General features: G+C 61.3%; 17 protein-coding genes. 7 read left to right on the top strand and 10 right to left on the bottom strand.

The window, feature by feature from the left end; genetic code table 11:
• Nucleotides 1–1113 carry an endonuclease/exonuclease/phosphatase family protein gene (locus NKJ73_RS17600; RefSeq protein ID WP_352570410.1) on the bottom strand — a complete coding sequence of 371 codons (1113 nt, stop codon included), beginning with the start codon at nucleotides 1111–1113 and terminating at the stop codon, nucleotides 1–3.
• Here NKJ73_RS17600 and NKJ73_RS17605 point away from each other — a divergent pair.
• The 3 genes from NKJ73_RS17605 to NKJ73_RS17615 all read left to right on the top strand — a co-directional run bounded on the left by NKJ73_RS17605 (nucleotide 1112) and on the right by NKJ73_RS17615 (nucleotide 2346).
• Nucleotides 1112–1249, top strand: coding sequence for a hypothetical protein (locus tag NKJ73_RS17605; protein WP_352570411.1), 138 nt, complete (start codon nucleotides 1112–1114; stop codon nucleotides 1247–1249). The genes NKJ73_RS17600 and NKJ73_RS17605 overlap by 2 nt on opposite strands.
• Nucleotides 1250–1300: 51 nt before the next feature.
• On the top strand, nucleotides 1301–1885 hold the full coding sequence (locus NKJ73_RS17610; protein ID WP_352570412.1) for a BA14K family protein: 585 nt from the start codon (nucleotides 1301–1303) through the stop codon (nucleotides 1883–1885).
• Between the two features lie 176 nt (nucleotides 1886–2061).
• Nucleotides 2062–2346 (top strand): PilZ domain-containing protein, encoded by a 285-nt coding sequence (locus tag NKJ73_RS17615; RefSeq protein ID WP_352570507.1) that lies wholly within the window; start codon nucleotides 2062–2064, stop codon nucleotides 2344–2346.
• Between the two features lie 10 nt (nucleotides 2347–2356).
• Here NKJ73_RS17615 and NKJ73_RS17620 read toward each other — a convergent pair whose 3' ends face one another.
• The 5 genes from NKJ73_RS17620 to NKJ73_RS17640 form a co-directional block, all read right to left on the bottom strand.
• Nucleotides 2357–2980, bottom strand: a complete 624-nt coding sequence (locus NKJ73_RS17620) for a hypothetical protein (RefSeq protein WP_352570413.1) — start codon at nucleotides 2978–2980, stop codon at nucleotides 2357–2359.
• The gene (locus NKJ73_RS17625; RefSeq protein WP_023676659.1) at nucleotides 2973–3494 is read right to left on the bottom strand and encodes a hypothetical protein; all 522 of its coding nucleotides are present in this window, start codon (nucleotides 3492–3494) and stop codon (nucleotides 2973–2975) included. Before NKJ73_RS17625 ends, NKJ73_RS17620 begins: the two co-directional genes overlap by 8 nt.
• A 501-nt stretch (nucleotides 3495–3995) precedes the next feature.
• Nucleotides 3996–4973, bottom strand: coding sequence for a DUF3592 domain-containing protein (locus NKJ73_RS17630; protein WP_352570414.1), 978 nt, complete (start codon nucleotides 4971–4973; stop codon nucleotides 3996–3998).
• Between the two features lie 244 nt (nucleotides 4974–5217).
• Nucleotides 5218–6237 (bottom strand): ketol-acid reductoisomerase, encoded by a 1020-nt coding sequence (ilvC, locus tag NKJ73_RS17635; protein WP_023676662.1) that lies wholly within the window; start codon nucleotides 6235–6237, stop codon nucleotides 5218–5220.
• 135 nt (nucleotides 6238–6372) lie between these two features.
• Complete coding sequence (locus NKJ73_RS17640) at nucleotides 6373–7026, bottom strand: TetR/AcrR family transcriptional regulator (protein WP_352570415.1); 654 nt, start codon at nucleotides 7024–7026, stop codon at nucleotides 6373–6375.
• 153 nt (nucleotides 7027–7179) lie between these two features.
• On the opposite strand from NKJ73_RS17640, the gene NKJ73_RS17645 reads away from it, so the two are divergent.
• Entirely contained in the window at nucleotides 7180–7608 is a 429-nt protein-coding gene (locus tag NKJ73_RS17645; protein ID WP_023676664.1) for an anthrone oxygenase family protein, read from the top strand.
• 37 nt (nucleotides 7609–7645) lie between these two features.
• On the opposite strand, the gene NKJ73_RS17650 is transcribed toward NKJ73_RS17645, so the two are convergent.
• Nucleotides 7646–8098, bottom strand: coding sequence for a MarR family winged helix-turn-helix transcriptional regulator (locus NKJ73_RS17650; RefSeq protein ID WP_023676665.1), 453 nt, complete (start codon nucleotides 8096–8098; stop codon nucleotides 7646–7648).
• Between the two features lie 100 nt (nucleotides 8099–8198).
• Here NKJ73_RS17650 and NKJ73_RS17655 point away from each other — a divergent pair, with 100 nt between their 5' ends.
• Both NKJ73_RS17655 and NKJ73_RS17660 read left to right on the top strand, forming a co-directional pair.
• Nucleotides 8199–8504: a Rieske (2Fe-2S) protein gene (locus tag NKJ73_RS17655; protein WP_352570416.1), complete on the top strand. Its 306-nt coding sequence runs from the start codon at nucleotides 8199–8201 to the stop codon at nucleotides 8502–8504.
• A 1-nt stretch (nucleotide 8505) separates the two neighbouring features.
• Nucleotides 8506–9231, top strand: coding sequence for a glutathione S-transferase family protein (locus NKJ73_RS17660; protein WP_352570418.1), 726 nt, complete (start codon nucleotides 8506–8508; stop codon nucleotides 9229–9231).
• Here the strand turns inward: NKJ73_RS17660 and NKJ73_RS17665 are convergent.
• Together NKJ73_RS17665 and NKJ73_RS17670 are read right to left on the bottom strand one after the other, a co-directional pair.
• Entirely contained in the window at nucleotides 9179–10417 is a 1239-nt protein-coding gene (locus NKJ73_RS17665; protein WP_352570419.1) for an FAD-dependent oxidoreductase, read from the bottom strand. The genes NKJ73_RS17660 and NKJ73_RS17665 overlap by 53 nt on opposite strands.
• A 74-nt stretch (nucleotides 10418–10491) precedes the next feature.
• Nucleotides 10492–10902, bottom strand: coding sequence for a winged helix-turn-helix transcriptional regulator (locus NKJ73_RS17670; protein ID WP_352450047.1), 411 nt, complete (start codon nucleotides 10900–10902; stop codon nucleotides 10492–10494).
• A gap of 136 nt (nucleotides 10903–11038) precedes the next feature.
• Between NKJ73_RS17670 and NKJ73_RS17675 the strand changes: the two genes are divergently transcribed.
• The gene (locus NKJ73_RS17675; protein ID WP_084641112.1) at nucleotides 11039–11929 is read left to right on the top strand and encodes an SDR family oxidoreductase; all 891 of its coding nucleotides are present in this window, start codon (nucleotides 11039–11041) and stop codon (nucleotides 11927–11929) included.
• Nucleotides 11930–11970: 41 nt separating this feature from the next.
• On the opposite strand, the gene NKJ73_RS17680 is transcribed toward NKJ73_RS17675, so the two are convergent.
• Nucleotides 11971–13890 carry a potassium transporter Kup gene (locus NKJ73_RS17680; protein ID WP_352450049.1) on the bottom strand — a complete coding sequence of 640 codons (1920 nt, stop codon included), beginning with the start codon at nucleotides 13888–13890 and terminating at the stop codon, nucleotides 11971–11973.
• Nucleotides 13891–13908 lie beyond the last annotated feature (18 nt).

Here is a 13908-nt window from a genome sequence, read left to right on the forward strand (position 1 = left end):
TCACACCATGTCGAGGGCAATTGCTACCGGGCAATGGTCGGATGCCTTCGGCCGGTCCCACCCGGCACGCGGGAAGCGCTCGACCTCCTGGCCCGCTGGAAATATGGTGCGCCAAGGCTGACCGTTGCGGATGATATCGGGAACCGCGGTGGCGTTCTGCCTGGCCAGCGCGCTCGACAAAAGGATGTAGTCGAGCTGGCAGAGATGCCGCTCTTCCGGTCCGCGCGTGTGATAGAAAGTCCAGCGGTCCATTTCCGGCCGCCGCTCGACCGCGTTTTCGCAAAAACCGCCGGCAGTGAGCACATCAATGCAGGACCGGGTCTCGTCGATCACCTCGAAGCGATAGCCGTCGAAAACATCGCCAGTGATCTTCACGCGCTGCCGGTAGTCGTTCATATCGCCGCAGATTGCCCAGCGCTTGTCGGCGGCATGGTCCGTGCCGAAGCGCTCCTCGATGATCCGGCGCACTGCTTGAGCTTCGGCGATGCGCAGCGGCATTGTCGCTTCACGGCCGTCGAGGCCGTTGCGGGGCGAGCCCATCGACTTGAAATGAACGAGGTAGAGCGTCAACGGCGCGCCAGCCACCGTCAGATCGATTTCCAGGCAGTCGCGCCGGAAGATGCGCTCATTGGCCTGATACCCAAGCGCTGCCAATTCCGGCGTGTGCAGGCCGAATTGCTCGAACGTGACATAGGCGTAGCTGGTCATGCGCACGAATTCGATCGGCTGGCCCTGCGCGGTCTCGTTGCGCATCATCACGGCGACGTCGATGCCGCGCGAATCATTGCCGGCGGTGGTGTATTTCTGCCGGTAGCCTTGCCCCACCATCTTGAACAAATAGCCATATTCGAAGGCCCTCAGCGCCTCGATATTGTCGACCTCCTGCATGCAGATGATGTCGGCGCGGGTGGCCGCGATCGCCAGCGCCGTCAACTGCCGCGTGTCGTCGGACTGCGCGATGGCCCGCGCCTGCTCGAGCATCTTGTATTCGGCCTCGCTCTGGATGTCGAAAAGCGCCAGCGTGCGATCTTCGTTGAGCTGATTGCGGTATCCGGAATAATCAAACCTGTTCATCAGGTTTTCGACGTTGAAGGTGGCAAGGCGCAGCGACATGGCTTTGACCTTTGCCCGCAAGCGCGCCCGAAAACAAGGGCGCAGAAATCAGGCGGCTCTGATTGATCGCGCGCTCGTTATGGTTGACGGAACCTTTTTGTTCATCTTCCGTTCAGATGGAAAGTTCCATCAATAGGCCCTTCCCCGGGGTATTCTGGGCGTGGGGCCTGAATCTTCGGAGAGTGCGATGAAACCGCTCTTTTTATCTTCCGCCAGATCCGGGCTGATGGCCCTCGGTCTGATCGCCGGCCTCTCGGCCCCGTCGCTTGCCGGGCCGATGCCCAAACCTCTGCTGCCGGTGGCGGGCAATGCCGCCGACATCGTGCAAATTCGTGAAGATTGGGCAGGCGGCAATGACAGGCAGATCTGGCGTTGGCGCAATCACGGCGTTCGGCAATGGCGCGGCGACGATGGTTGGAGATGGCGGTCCAACAATTTCCGCGGCCGTCATTTCTCGAGACACTGGGACAATGGCGGCTGGAATGACAACTGGCGTTGGCGCCATCACCGCCGCCATTACCGCGGCGGTTATTACGATGATGGTGCCGGCGCCGCGATTCTTGGGCTGGGCCTGGGGTTTGGCCTCGGCAGCCTATACAACAATTACAACTACTACGATGCGCCCGCACCGCGGCGCTACTACCGGACACAGCGGCTTTCCAGCGCGCATGTCCAATGGTGCTACAATCGCTACCGGTCGTACCGCGCCTGGGACAACACGTTCCAGCCCTATAACGGGCCGCGCCAGCAATGCTACTCGCCCTATAGCTGAGCAGGCCGGTAATAATATCGTCTGGCGCCGCGCGTTGCGGCGCCGATTTTTTCTTACGGCCAGCAACCGCGAAAAATCGCCAGCCTCCACTGGTGATAACGTTATTTTTATCAGGCAGGTCTAATAATCCTCCCGATCAGAACGCCCGAGACGCGAAGATGGCTGGATTGCGTGCGATGGCCGAGGACGAACAGAGGGACAAACACCGGCAGCGCGTCTTGAAGGGCGCGGCGATCCTGACCGGCATGACCAACTCCGAGGTCACATGCACACTGCGCAACATGCATGCGGGCGGTGCCGAATTGAAGGTCTCGATCGACGCGCGCGTGCCCGATGAGTTCCTGCTCTATGTTCCGACCGACGGCATTGCCTACAAGGCGGTGGTTCGCTGGCGCCGCGAGGACCGAATTGGGGTGATGTTCACCGGCACCGAACCAAAGCCCAGCTGGCACTACGGCTGAGATCCCGGCGCTATCCGGGTGGCAGGACTCGCAGTGTCTGCTCGTCAAACAGCGGCTCATCCTGGCCGACGCGAACGAATAGAAGCTTTCGCAGTTCGGGTGATTGCACCTCGAAATACTGAATGCCGTCCGGGGCTTCGCCCCATTCGCCGCAAGGCGGTTCGCCGACCTCGTCAGGGTCGGCAACGGCTTTCAATTCACTGAGATAAACGGCATCGGGACTGAAGACATACCGCAGGGTGCGCGTGGGCGCGACCCCTTCGGTGTAAGGCATGAGCACGCAACGTGTGCTGATGGCTTTCTCGGTCTTCTGCGTAAAAATGCGCTGCAACGCAGCGTCAGCGGCCTCGCCCGGCAGCATATCGAAGACTTCGACGACGGGATCGGCCGGCCCGCCGTCGCTGTATTTGATGGCAAGAGCATTGCCGCCAAGCTCGAAATGAATCCGGCGAAAACCGAAATCGCAGCGCTGCACCCAGGCAGCCAGCCCGACATCCTTGTCCGCCAGCCGTTCCCAAGCGCATTTGTCGACAGGCGGACGCGACGGCTTGCTTTGGTCGGCACGAGCGCCGGTTGCCATGGCCATAAGGACCGGCAGGGCGAAGATGCAGGCCGGCAGTCTCTTGCTATTCATCGCTACAACCCGTCAAGCTAAAGGCGTCCCAGGCTGAACCATCGGGATTGGCTTTGGCGAAATCGGGCCATTCGGTAAAAATCGCGCCGAAGTCAGGCAACAGCAACCCTGCCGGCGCCGGCGAGGCTTCGCGGGAACTCAACTGCTCGGCACCGCCTGCATTGAACGCATAGACCTGCCCATCCCACACTCTGCACAGCCCGGTGCCGTCCTCGAGACCAGCCTCACGATCGTCGTCGGTGCAGGTGTGCCGGATCGTGCCCACAGGAAACGAGTACTTGCCATTGGTCCAGGTAATGTCCGACGGCAGACGAATGTCGGTGTTGGGCACGATCAACGAAAAGACCTCGGTCGTCAGCGCGGCCGGCTCGTTGTTGGTTGGCCGGAACTGTATCGTCGCTCCCGAACGCGGCTCGCGATAGGTCGCATGGCTGAGCGAACATTCTGTTGCGTTCGCTGCTTGCAACAGGCTCAGCATGCTCAGAAAAATAGCTGCTGCTTTGTGGATGATCATTTAAGTCCCTTGGAGCAGCATCATTGTGAAGTCTGAGCACCGATGCTTTAGCATGGCCCAAGGCCACGTCGAAAAGAAGAAACGATGATGCGAAATCTCTTGATGCTCATTTCGATCTTAACATTTTCGTGCGGCAGCGCCTTTGCCGCGGAACAGTATGTGGGCATATGGTCCGGGAACAGATCGAACTGTACCGCCGTTGCGGATGTTCAACGCCAGACTGTCTACACATTATACCGCGACGCGCTGTCGGTCCCTGCTCTCGGCTGCGAACACGCAACGTTCCTCAAGACGCCCACGGGCTGGGTGGCGCGGGCCAGCCAATGTTACGGATCCGACCCGTCGGCCGAAGAGCCGTTCTCCCGTGTCATCCATATTGTGGTCGACGGGGCGACGTTGAGACTGACATGGCCGGGCTTCGACAGCGGAGTTCTTGTCAGGTGCTGACGACAAGTGTCCTCTTTCTCTGGATCTACAGCGTCTAGGACGGCAGCTTCAGCATTAGATCACCCCGACAAGCAGCGCGGCTCCGCCTATCAAGCCAACGGCGCAGACCCACAGGAGCCAAAGCCCGCTCACCCTGCATTCGAGAACCGCTGCAACTGGGTTGTCGGGGTCGTAGTGGACCTCGACCTTGTCGCCCTGGAGGTAGCGCTGCGATCGACCGCTGACGAGGCTCGGCAGCGAAGCCGTCACGTTTGCGCCGAAAGCGATGCGATCGGCGGCGTAGCGCTGGCCGGCGACGCTATAGCTGTAGACGATGCGGGATTTGAAGACTGTTCGCCAGGGCCGATAGCCGCCTCCGGACCTGTCGCGGGTCTCGAATTTCTGCAGGCCCGAGGCGTCGATGCGTCCTGCCGTGATCGGCCATTTGGCCGCCTGTTCCGCAAGTGACTTCTGGGCAAAGCCCATGCGCAGGACAAATAATCCCATGAAAAGCAGCAGGGCAGCGGCGCCGAGGTTCTGCGGCCTGGGCAAAAACGGCCGGATCGCTTCGAGGACGCCGCCGACGGAGAAGACCAATACAAGCGCGCCGACCACCAGCCCGGCCGAAAGCTGGACCATGAACTTGAAGGAGCCGTCGGGCATGGTGCGTTCGATCACGGCCTTGGCTGGATCGGCCGGATTGTAGAAGACGGTTACGCCGGCCCCGTTTGGAAATTTCGCAAGGGTTTCCGCCACGGCAAAGTTTCCAAGGTTCTCCTGCACGCTGTAGTGCGAACTGCGAAATGTCTTGCCGTTCACCTTGTATTCGAAGGTGATTGCCGGGAAGTTGCGGATTTCGGTCGACCCTCTGCTGTCCGAACCGGATCCCGAACTGGTCACCTCGCGAGCCTCGACCCGCGACGAGATGATCTTTCCCGGCGTCGGAGACCAGCGGCTGACCGCCCTCACCTCCCACCACTTCAGCAAGGTGATGAGGGACAGCATGCCGGCAACCGCGCAGGCAAACCCGACCAACAGAAATTTGAGTTCCAACTCTCACCCCCTTGGCACTTTTGTGCCATGCCCCGCACAGGCATATCACGGTGATGAGGATAGTGCGCCTGTCCAGAAGCCTAGAAACCACACAATCTTGATGCGAAAAGGCCGGCGGATCGCTCCGCCGGCCTTTCTTGATCGGCAATGAAATTAGCCTTGTCGACCAGCTTGTTCATGGAAATTCCCACGCGCCCGCAGGGCGAAGCCCGAGTACGGGTAACGAAACGAACGTGGATTTCCTTCAGTTCTTGGCCTTATCAACCAGCTTGTTCTTCGATATCCACGGCATCATCGCGCGCAGCTTGGCGCCGACTTCCTCGATCTGGTGGCTGTCGTTGTTGCGGCGGATGCCCTTGAAGCGCGACATGCCGGCGCGGTATTCCTGCATCCATTCCGAGGTGAACTTGCCGGTCTGGATATCCTTCAGCACGCGCTTCATCTCGGCCTTGGTCTCGGCAGTGATGATGCGCGGGCCCGAGACATATTCGCCCCATTCGGCGGTGTTCGAGATCGAGTAATTCATGTTGGCGATGCCGCCTTCATAGATCAGGTCGACGATCAATTTGACCTCGTGCAGGCACTCGAAATAGGCCATTTCCGGCGCGTAGCCGGCTTCCACCAGTGTCTCGAAGCCGGCGCGGATCAATTCGACCAGGCCGCCGCACAGCACCACCTGCTCGCCGAACAGGTCGGTCTCGCACTCCTCGCGGAAATTGGTCTCGATAATGCCCGAGCGGCCGCCGCCAACGCCGCAGGCGTAGGAGAGCGCCAGGTCGAGCGCATTGCCCGAAGCGTCCTGGTTGACCGCGACCAGGCACGGCACGCCACCGCCCTTCTGGTATTCGCCGCGCACCGTATGGCCAGGCCCCTTCGGCGCGATCATCACGACGTCGACCGAAGCTTTAGGCTCGATCAGGCCAAAATGCACGTTGAGGCCGTGGGCGAAGGCGATTGCCGCGCCATCGCGGATGTTTGGCGCGATCTCGGATTTGTAGATGTCGGCCTGCAGCTCATCCGGCGTCGCCATCATCATCAGGTCGGCCCATTTGGCGGCATCGGCTACGCTCATCACCTTGAGCCCGTCGGCCTCGACCTTCTTGGCGGTCGCCGAGCCGGCCTTGAGGCCGATGGCGATGTCCTTGACGCCGGAATCCTTGAGGTTGAGCGCATGCGCCCTGCCTTGGCTGCCATAGCCGATGATAGCGACCTTCTTGCCCTTGATCAGGTTGAGATCGGCGTCGCGATCGTAATAGACACGCATTTTTCTTCCTTCCCGTTTTGAACCAGAGCATGATGCCGAAAAGTGTGAAGCGGTTTTCGGACGACATCATGCTCCATCTTTTAGTGTAGAGCCGGATTCAGATTTCAGGTCGATTTGACCTGAAATCATCCGGCTCTATGGGCCCTGCGGCCCGGTTTTTGCCCCGAAAAGAGCGAGAAACTGCTGCGTCGCCCGGACGGCATCGCCGCCGATCGCCACATCAGTCAATTCCAGCCGGTCGCCAAGCAGCAAGCGGATCTGCACGTCACGGGCGACCAGCCCGAAAAAGGTGCGGAACGCCGTCTCCGCGTCCGAAAATTCAAGGAACCCGGCCTGTCTCCCGGCCTCCAGCACCGGCTTGAGGCGCTTGGCCAGTGCGAAGCGGCCGTTCTCCAGCACGATGGCGCCGAGATCGTCCTTCCCCGAACTAGCATGGCCGACCGCCACCCTGTTCAGCGCGATCGAGGTGTCGCTCGAAATTACCTTGAGCCAGTCCGAAGCGAAGCGTTCGAGGCTCGCCGTCAGCGAAGGGAGGTCGAGCCCCTTGCGGTCGACCGGCACTATCCGCACCTTGGACGCCTGCCATTGTACCGTTGCCGTCAACAGCCCGTCGCGATCGCCGAACCATTTGTAGAGCGTCTCCTTCGAGCAGCTCGCCCGCCGCGCCACGGCGGTCATGGTCAACTGATCGCCCTCTTCGACCAGCAGGCGAAGGGCGGCGTCGAGCACGTCCTTCTGCCGCTCCGTCAGCGCCTCGCTGGTGTCGATGTCGGTCACAGCGTGCAACACAGTTTTTCCTCAGGAGGCAAACTCACCCGCAGTTCAGATACGAGCTCGATGGCGTACCGTACGTTACGGTTCGGATTTATGGCGTATTGCCCGACCCGACGCAAGCCTTTATTTCTGTTTGCTCCATGCGGGGCATCACGGGAGACACGGATCATGCTCGCCGGATTGCTTGCCTTGACCGTTGCCGCAGTGTTCGCTGGCGCGGCTATCTACGTCAGCGTCGCCGAGCAGCCGGCGCGGCTTCGCCTCGATGACAAGGCATTGCTGCAGGAATGGCAGCCTTCCTACAAGCGCGGCGCCGCCATGCAGGCCTCGATCGCCGTCATCGCCTGTATTCTGGGCCTCGTCGCCTGGTGGCTGACCGGCAATCTCGCTTATCTGGTCGGTGCCTTGCTGATCATCCTGCCTTGGCCATGGACGCTGCTGGTGATGATGCCGGCAAATAGGTTGCTGGAGGCGATGGACGCGAACTCCGTCAATCCTGAAGCTCGGACATTGATCGCCAAATGGGGCAATCTGCATCTGGTCCGCGTCGGGCTTGGCGTTCTGGCGACGTTGGCATTCCTCTTGGGCAGTGCCTGACCTCGCCAATCGGTGCCATCTTCGTCATGAAGGCGTGTCACTCCAGGGCGGGCGGATCTCGCAGGCGCCCAAGCAGAGCTGACAGCGCGTCGAGCTCATCATTGGAAAGCCGGGAGCCGACCAACTCCGCGATCGACCGGCCGTAGACAGCCCACATGCGGCGGCGCGTCTCGCGTCCCTTGTCTGTGACGCGGACTGTTTGCCCGCGGCCGTCATCGGCAACTGGAAGCTTCTCGACCTGCCCGTCGGCTTCGAGCCGCGCCAGCAGCCGGGAGATGTTGTACTGCGCAAACAGGGTGCGCTCGGTGAGTTGGAACGGCCGCAATCCGCCCTCGCCCGCCTCGGCAAGCTCATGCAGGACGTCGTACCAGGCAAGCGGCGGCAGGCCACTGTCCTTCAGCGCGTCCTCGGCTCGTTCCAACAACTGGCGCGAAACCCGCATCAGGCGGGCCCAGGCCTTGATGGCTGGAGGTGAAGGAATCCCGGTCATGATTGCATCGTAGGTGATAGATGCAATTGCATCAAGCTTGACGATCGATGCAAATGCATCTATATAGATGCAATCGCATCAATCATGAGAGGCAATTCCGATGAAGCATGAAATCTGCAAGATCGCCGACATTCCGGAAACAGGCAGCCTGATCGCTCCGTTCTTCGGCCGCGAGGTCCATGTCTACCGCAGCGGCGAGCGTATCCGCGCCGCCGCCAACGTCTGCCTGCATTTCGGTGGCCCGCTCGACTGCAAGGACGGCAAGCTCGTCTGCCAGTGGCACGGCGCCTCGTTCGACATGGCGAACGGTGATCGCCTCGAAGGCCCGGCGCGGAAGGGCTCCCGCCTGATGTTTCTCTCCACCCGCGTCGAGGACGGTGCCTTGAACTATGTCTGGGGGGAGTGAGATGACCGACAAGCTCACTCTCGTCAGCCATCATCTTTGCCCCTATGTGCAGCGCGCGGCGATTTCACTTCGCGAAAAGGGCGTGCCGTTCGAACGCATCACGGTCGATCTCGCCAACAAGCCTGCCTGGTTCAAGGCGATATCACCGCTCGGCAAGGTGCCGCTGCTCCGCGTTGAGCATGACGGCCAGGAAACGGTGATCTTCGAATCGCTCGTCATCCTCGAATTCCTCGAGGAAACCCAGCCCAATCCGCTGCATCCCACCGACCCCTATGCCCGTGCCCGGCATCGCGCCTGGATCGAGTTCGGCTCAGCAATCCTCAATGCCATCGGCCGCTTCTATTCAGCACTCACCGAAGCCGCCTTCATCGCCGAACGCGGGGCTCTGGCAGCAATGTTCGATCGCCTGGAAGTGGAACTGGCGAACGGCGCGGCTGGACCATGCTTCGACCGCGAGCGTTTTTCACTGGTCGACGCGGTCTACGGGCCGATTTTCCGTTATTTCGAGGTCTTTGACCGGATCGGCGATTTCGGCATCCTGGACGGAAAACCGCATATCCAGGCCTGGCGCAAGGCATTGCACGAACGCCCATCCGTAAAGGACGCGGTCGCTCCCGATCATGCGCAACGCCTCCATGCATTCTTGCAGGCTAAGGGTTCGCACCTTTCGGAAATCATCCGCCAAAACGATCCGGCCACAGCGCTTCCGCAAGCCCGATCGGCTTGAATGGATTGAGCACCGTTCCTGTAACCATGGAAGCAAGAAACTGCGGCGCCGGCGGGACTTTTGCCAGCGTCGCCACCAGCCTGTCGCGGACGAACGGCATCACAATTGAATCCGATTGATAAAACGGCGTCAGCACCAGCGACAGCGCCTGGAAGACCCGCACATGCCATCGCCGCGCCCCGACATAGGCCCCCAGCGCGGTATCGATACGGTCCGTTCCTATGAGCGCGTAGTTGAGCGCAGCTGCATCGAGCAGCGCCATGTTCGCGCCCTGCCCGAGTTGCGGGCTTGTCGAATGGGCCGCGTCGCCGATAACGGCCAATCGCCGTCCGGCTGGCGTCTTCATCGTGTGATGGCCATAGCGCGCCAGCGAAAGCTGGTCGAAACTGTCGATCTGGTCGGTGAATGCCGCGCATGCAGGCCACAGCCCGGCCAATCTCGCCTTCCATGCATCGAGACCTGCCGCCCATACGCACTCGGCATCCGCCGGCTTCAGGCTCCAGAAGAATGCCGCCATCTTCCCGGCACCGGGCTCAGGCCGGCCGATCGGCAGCACGCCGATCATCACGCTCGCTTTGTCGTAGCGCTGCAGCAGGGCGTGCTCGTCGAAACCCTCGCCGCGCCAGCCGAGCGATGCCCAGAACGCGCCATAGGCGAGCGATCGCGGTTCGCCCGGATTGGTTACGCACCGCCGCAGTTTGGAGCGCGAACCGCTGGCATCCACTACCAGGTCGAACGACCCTATCCGTCGTCCGTTGCCGCAGATCAATGTTGCCCGTTCGCCGGTTTCCAGCGTCTCGAGCTCGATACCTGTCTCGATGGTGATCGCCTGGCGCCGGGCGGCGCGGAAAGGCACGCCGAACAGAGCCGCGCGGTGCACCGCCAGCCCGAAGCGACCGCCGCGCTGGGCATCATAACGGACATCCAGCACGGTGCGGCCAGTTCTGGCGTCTGCACCATGCAGGCGGTCTATGCGGCTGCCCAGCGCCAGAATGTCGTCGAGCAGGCCGAGATCGGCAAGCACCGTCAGCCCGGTCGGCTGCAGGATCAGCCCGGACCCGACCGGCTTTGGCTGGTCGAAGCGCTCGAAGATGGTGACCCTATGTTCGGCGCGCGTGAGATAGAGCGCGGCGGCACGTCCAGCCGGCCCGGCGCCGGCAATCGCGATGTCCAGAGAATTGCCCATCTGCCCGACCCAACCCAGGCCGGACAATCCTTCAGCGCTGTCGCTAAATCAAGCCGCTGTCTCGGCCTTGAGGCTCAGCCCTCGGCAGCATCGAAAATCTTCCGCGCCTCGCGTACAGCGCCGTGATTGAGCTCGGCCCATTGGATCAGCTGATGCAAGGGTCCAAACATCGAGCGCCCGAGATCGGTGAGGCTGTATTCGACGCTCGGCGGTTTGGTCGGAAACACCTGGCGATGCACATAGCCGTCGCGCTGCAGATCGTGCAGCGTCTGGGTGAGCATGCGCTGTGAAATATCGGGCACCAGCCGCCGCAATTCGCCGAAGCGGTACGGCTTCTCGGCCAAGGCCTCCATCAGCAGTGAACTCCATTTATTGCTTATGCCCTGGATCACGTCGCGAACCGGGCAATCCGCAAGGTTTCCGCCACCGCTGCCTGCTTTGTATATCTCGAGCTTCGATCTCAGATTGACGATCTTGCCGTCCATGGCTGGTTCCCTGGATGTGCCTACCTCCCGCAAAACTGCCTTCTTTACGAGGATGGGTCAATTCCTATTTTAGTGCTGGTCTCTTTTTGAGACTAACATATGCACCCGCCGCTCCGGCGCAACGTCAGGACATCTCATGACCGACACCCTTCTCGTCACCGGCGCCTCCGGCCAGCTTGGCCGCGGCGTCATCAATCATCTGCTTGACACGCTCAAGGTCTCCCCTCAGCGCATCATCGCCGCCACCCGCAATCCGGAAAATCTGGCCGATCTGGCAGCCCGAGGCGTCACCATCCGGGCAGTCGACTTCGACGACACCGCGTCGTTGGCCAGTGCATTCACCGGCGCCGACAGGGTTCTGATCATTTCGACAAACGAGCTCGCCGTTCCGGGCAAGCGCCTGAAGCAACATGAGGCCGCGGTCGCCGCCGCAAAAAGCGCCGGCGTTTCGCATCTGCTCTACACGTCGATGCCCAATCCGGAGCCAGGATCGCCGGTACTGTTTGCGCCCGATCACCACGGCACCGAGCAGGCGATCAAGGCGAGCGGTATCCCCTACACCATCTTCCGCAACGGCTGGTATCAGGAGAACCTGTTCATGGCGCTGCCGCACGCCATCGCCTCGGGGCACTGGTACACATCCGCTGGAGACGGCCACATTGCCCATGGCGCGCGCGACGATATGGCAGCCGCGATCGCCGCCGGCCTTGCTTCGAGCGCAACCGAAAGCACGACATACACGCTGACCGGCCCCAAGGCCCACACGATGGCCGAGATTGCAGCCCTCGTCACCGAGGTCACCGGCAAGCCGATCGAAGTTATCCAGCTTTCGGATGAAGCGCTGACCGAGGGATTGAAGGCAGCCGGCGTTCCCGAAGCTTTTGCGCCTGTCATCGTTTCCTTCGACACCAACACCCGCTCCGGCCGGATCGGCATGGTGACCGACGCGGTCGAGACGCTGTCCGGCAGGAAGCCGCAGCCGCTGAAGCAATTTCTTGAAGCAAACAAGGCGGCTCTGGTGAGCTGAGCCTCACAATGGCCGTGCCCTCAAAGGGCACGGCCATCTGTTCAGATAGCCACCTGCGTCCCGATCTCGACCACCCGTCCGGTCGGGATCTGGAAATATTCCGTCGCATCGGCCGCCGTGCGCGCCAGCCCGATGAACAGCTTGTCCTGCCAGACCGGCATGCCGGAATTGGGCGAGGCCTTGAGAGAGCGCCGCGACAGGAAGAAGGACGTCGTCATGATGTCGAACTTCCAGCCCTGTTTGCGGCAGATCGCCAGCGCACGCGGGATGTTGGGCTGCTCCATGTAGCCGAAGGTCAGCGTCACCCGCATGAACAGCTCGTTGACCATTTCCATCTTGACGCGCTCGCTGTCGGGCACAACCGGCTGCGGTGCCGTCACCACCGAAAGGATGACGTTCTGCTCGTGCAGCACCTTGTAGTGCTTCAGGCTGTGCATCAGCGCGGTCGGCGCGCTCAGCGGATCGCTGGTCAGGAACACCGCGGTGCCCGACACCAGATGCGGTTTCTTCTTCAGCAGATTGCCGGCAAGGAAATCGAGCGGGATCTCGTTCCGGCGCGTCTTGTCGAACAAATAGCGGCTGCCGCGGATCCAGGTCCACATAGTCATCACGATAACTGCGGCGATGGCAAGCGATGCCCAGCCACCTTCAAACACCTTGACTATGTTGGCGGCAAAGAAGCCGGTATCGACGAAGGCGAACACGGCCATCAAGGCGATCGCGACGCCGAGCGGCCATTTCCAGATGCGCGTCATCACAACAAAAAGCAGCACATTCGTCACCAGCATGTTGCCGGTCACCGAAATACCGTAGGCCGAGGCCAGGCGGCTGGATTCGCCGAAGCCGACCACCAGCAACATCACCACCAGCGCCAGCATCAGGTTGATGCGCGGCAGATAGATCTGGCCCGACTGTTTTTCCGACGTATGCTGGATAACGAAACGCGGCAGCATATTGAGCTGCACCGCCTGTCTGGTCAGCGAAAAAGCGCCGGAGATCACCGCCTGGCTGGCGATGACGGTCGCCGCCGTCGCCAGCACGACCATCGGAATAAGCGTCCAGCCCTGGTTCATCTCGAAGAATGGATGACCGACAACGCCGCCATTTGCCAGCACGAAGGCGCCTTGCCCGACATAGTTGAGCAACAGACAAGGGAACACGATTGCCAGCCAGGCGAGTACGATCGGCTTGCGGCCGAAATGGCCGAGGTCGGCATAGAGCGCCTCGGCGCCGGTGACGGCGAGGAAGACCGCACCAACCGTGACGAAGGCGACATCGGGCGAGTTGACCAGGAACGACACGATGTAATGCGGGCTGATCGCCAGCAGGATTTCCGGATCGGCGATGATGTGGTTAATGCCGGAAAGGCCGATGGCCAGGAACCACAGCGCCGTGACGGGCCCGAACACCAAACCTACGCCGCCGGTGCCGAATCGCTGTACCGCAAACAGGATCGCCAGGATGGCCAGTGTCAGCGGCACCACATAGGGCTGGAATGTCGGCGTGACGACATTCATACCTTCGACCGCCGATAGCACCGAGATCGCCGGCGTAATGACTGCGTCGCCGAAAAAAAGCGCCGCGCCGACGATGCCGATGCCGAGGATCACCGCCGAGCGCGTCGGGAAACTGTTGCGCGCCAGCGCCATCAGCGACAGCACCCCGCCCTCGCCTCGATTGTCGGCGCGGAGCACGAACATGATGTATTTGATGGTGACGGTGATCGTCAGCGACCAGATGATCAGCGACAACACGCCGAGGATGTCGCCACGGTTGGCGACGTTGCCACCGGCCGATGCATGCAACGCCTCGCGAAATGCATAGATCGGGCTGGTACCGATATCGCCGTAAACCACGCCGAGCGCGCCCAGCATCAGCACCTTGGTGCTGTGCTGCTCAACCTCAGAATGGCTGGATTGTTCGACAGGTTCTGCCTCGTTACCAGCATTGGTAAGGGCCATGGACGACACTCCGGTAAG

This window comes from Mesorhizobium sp. M0074 (assembly GCF_040322975.1).
Classification (GTDB): Bacteria; Pseudomonadota; Alphaproteobacteria; order Rhizobiales; family Rhizobiaceae; genus Mesorhizobium.

Coding starts and splice junctions, on each gene's coding strand:
- NKJ73_RS17605 (WP_352570411.1), top strand. CDS start 1,112: ATGGCTTTGACCTTTGCCCGCAAGCGCGCCCGAAAACAAGGGCGCAGA.
- NKJ73_RS17600 (WP_352570410.1), bottom strand. CDS start 1,113: ATGTCGCTGCGCCTTGCCACCTTCAACGTCGAAAACCTGATGAACAGG.
- NKJ73_RS17610 (WP_352570412.1), top strand. CDS start 1,301: ATGAAACCGCTCTTTTTATCTTCCGCCAGATCCGGGCTGATGGCCCTC.
- NKJ73_RS17615 (WP_352570507.1), top strand. CDS start 2,062: ATGGCCGAGGACGAACAGAGGGACAAACACCGGCAGCGCGTCTTGAAG.
- NKJ73_RS17620 (WP_352570413.1), bottom strand. CDS start 2,980: ATGAATAGCAAGAGACTGCCGGCCTGCATCTTCGCCCTGCCGGTCCTT.
- NKJ73_RS17625 (WP_023676659.1), bottom strand. CDS start 3,494: ATGATCATCCACAAAGCAGCAGCTATTTTTCTGAGCATGCTGAGCCTG.
- ilvC (WP_023676662.1), bottom strand. CDS start 6,237: ATGCGTGTCTATTACGATCGCGACGCCGATCTCAACCTGATCAAGGGC.
- NKJ73_RS17645 (WP_023676664.1), top strand. CDS start 7,180: ATGCTCGCCGGATTGCTTGCCTTGACCGTTGCCGCAGTGTTCGCTGGC.
- NKJ73_RS17650 (WP_023676665.1), bottom strand. CDS start 8,098: ATGACCGGGATTCCTTCACCTCCAGCCATCAAGGCCTGGGCCCGCCTG.
- NKJ73_RS17655 (WP_352570416.1), top strand. CDS start 8,199: ATGAAGCATGAAATCTGCAAGATCGCCGACATTCCGGAAACAGGCAGC.
- NKJ73_RS17660 (WP_352570418.1), top strand. CDS start 8,506: ATGACCGACAAGCTCACTCTCGTCAGCCATCATCTTTGCCCCTATGTG.
- NKJ73_RS17665 (WP_352570419.1), bottom strand. CDS start 10,417: ATGGGCAATTCTCTGGACATCGCGATTGCCGGCGCCGGGCCGGCTGGA.
- NKJ73_RS17670 (WP_352450047.1), bottom strand. CDS start 10,902: ATGGACGGCAAGATCGTCAATCTGAGATCGAAGCTCGAGATATACAAA.
- NKJ73_RS17675 (WP_084641112.1), top strand. CDS start 11,039: ATGACCGACACCCTTCTCGTCACCGGCGCCTCCGGCCAGCTTGGCCGC.
- NKJ73_RS17680 (WP_352450049.1), bottom strand. CDS start 13,890: ATGGCCCTTACCAATGCTGGTAACGAGGCAGAACCTGTCGAACAATCC.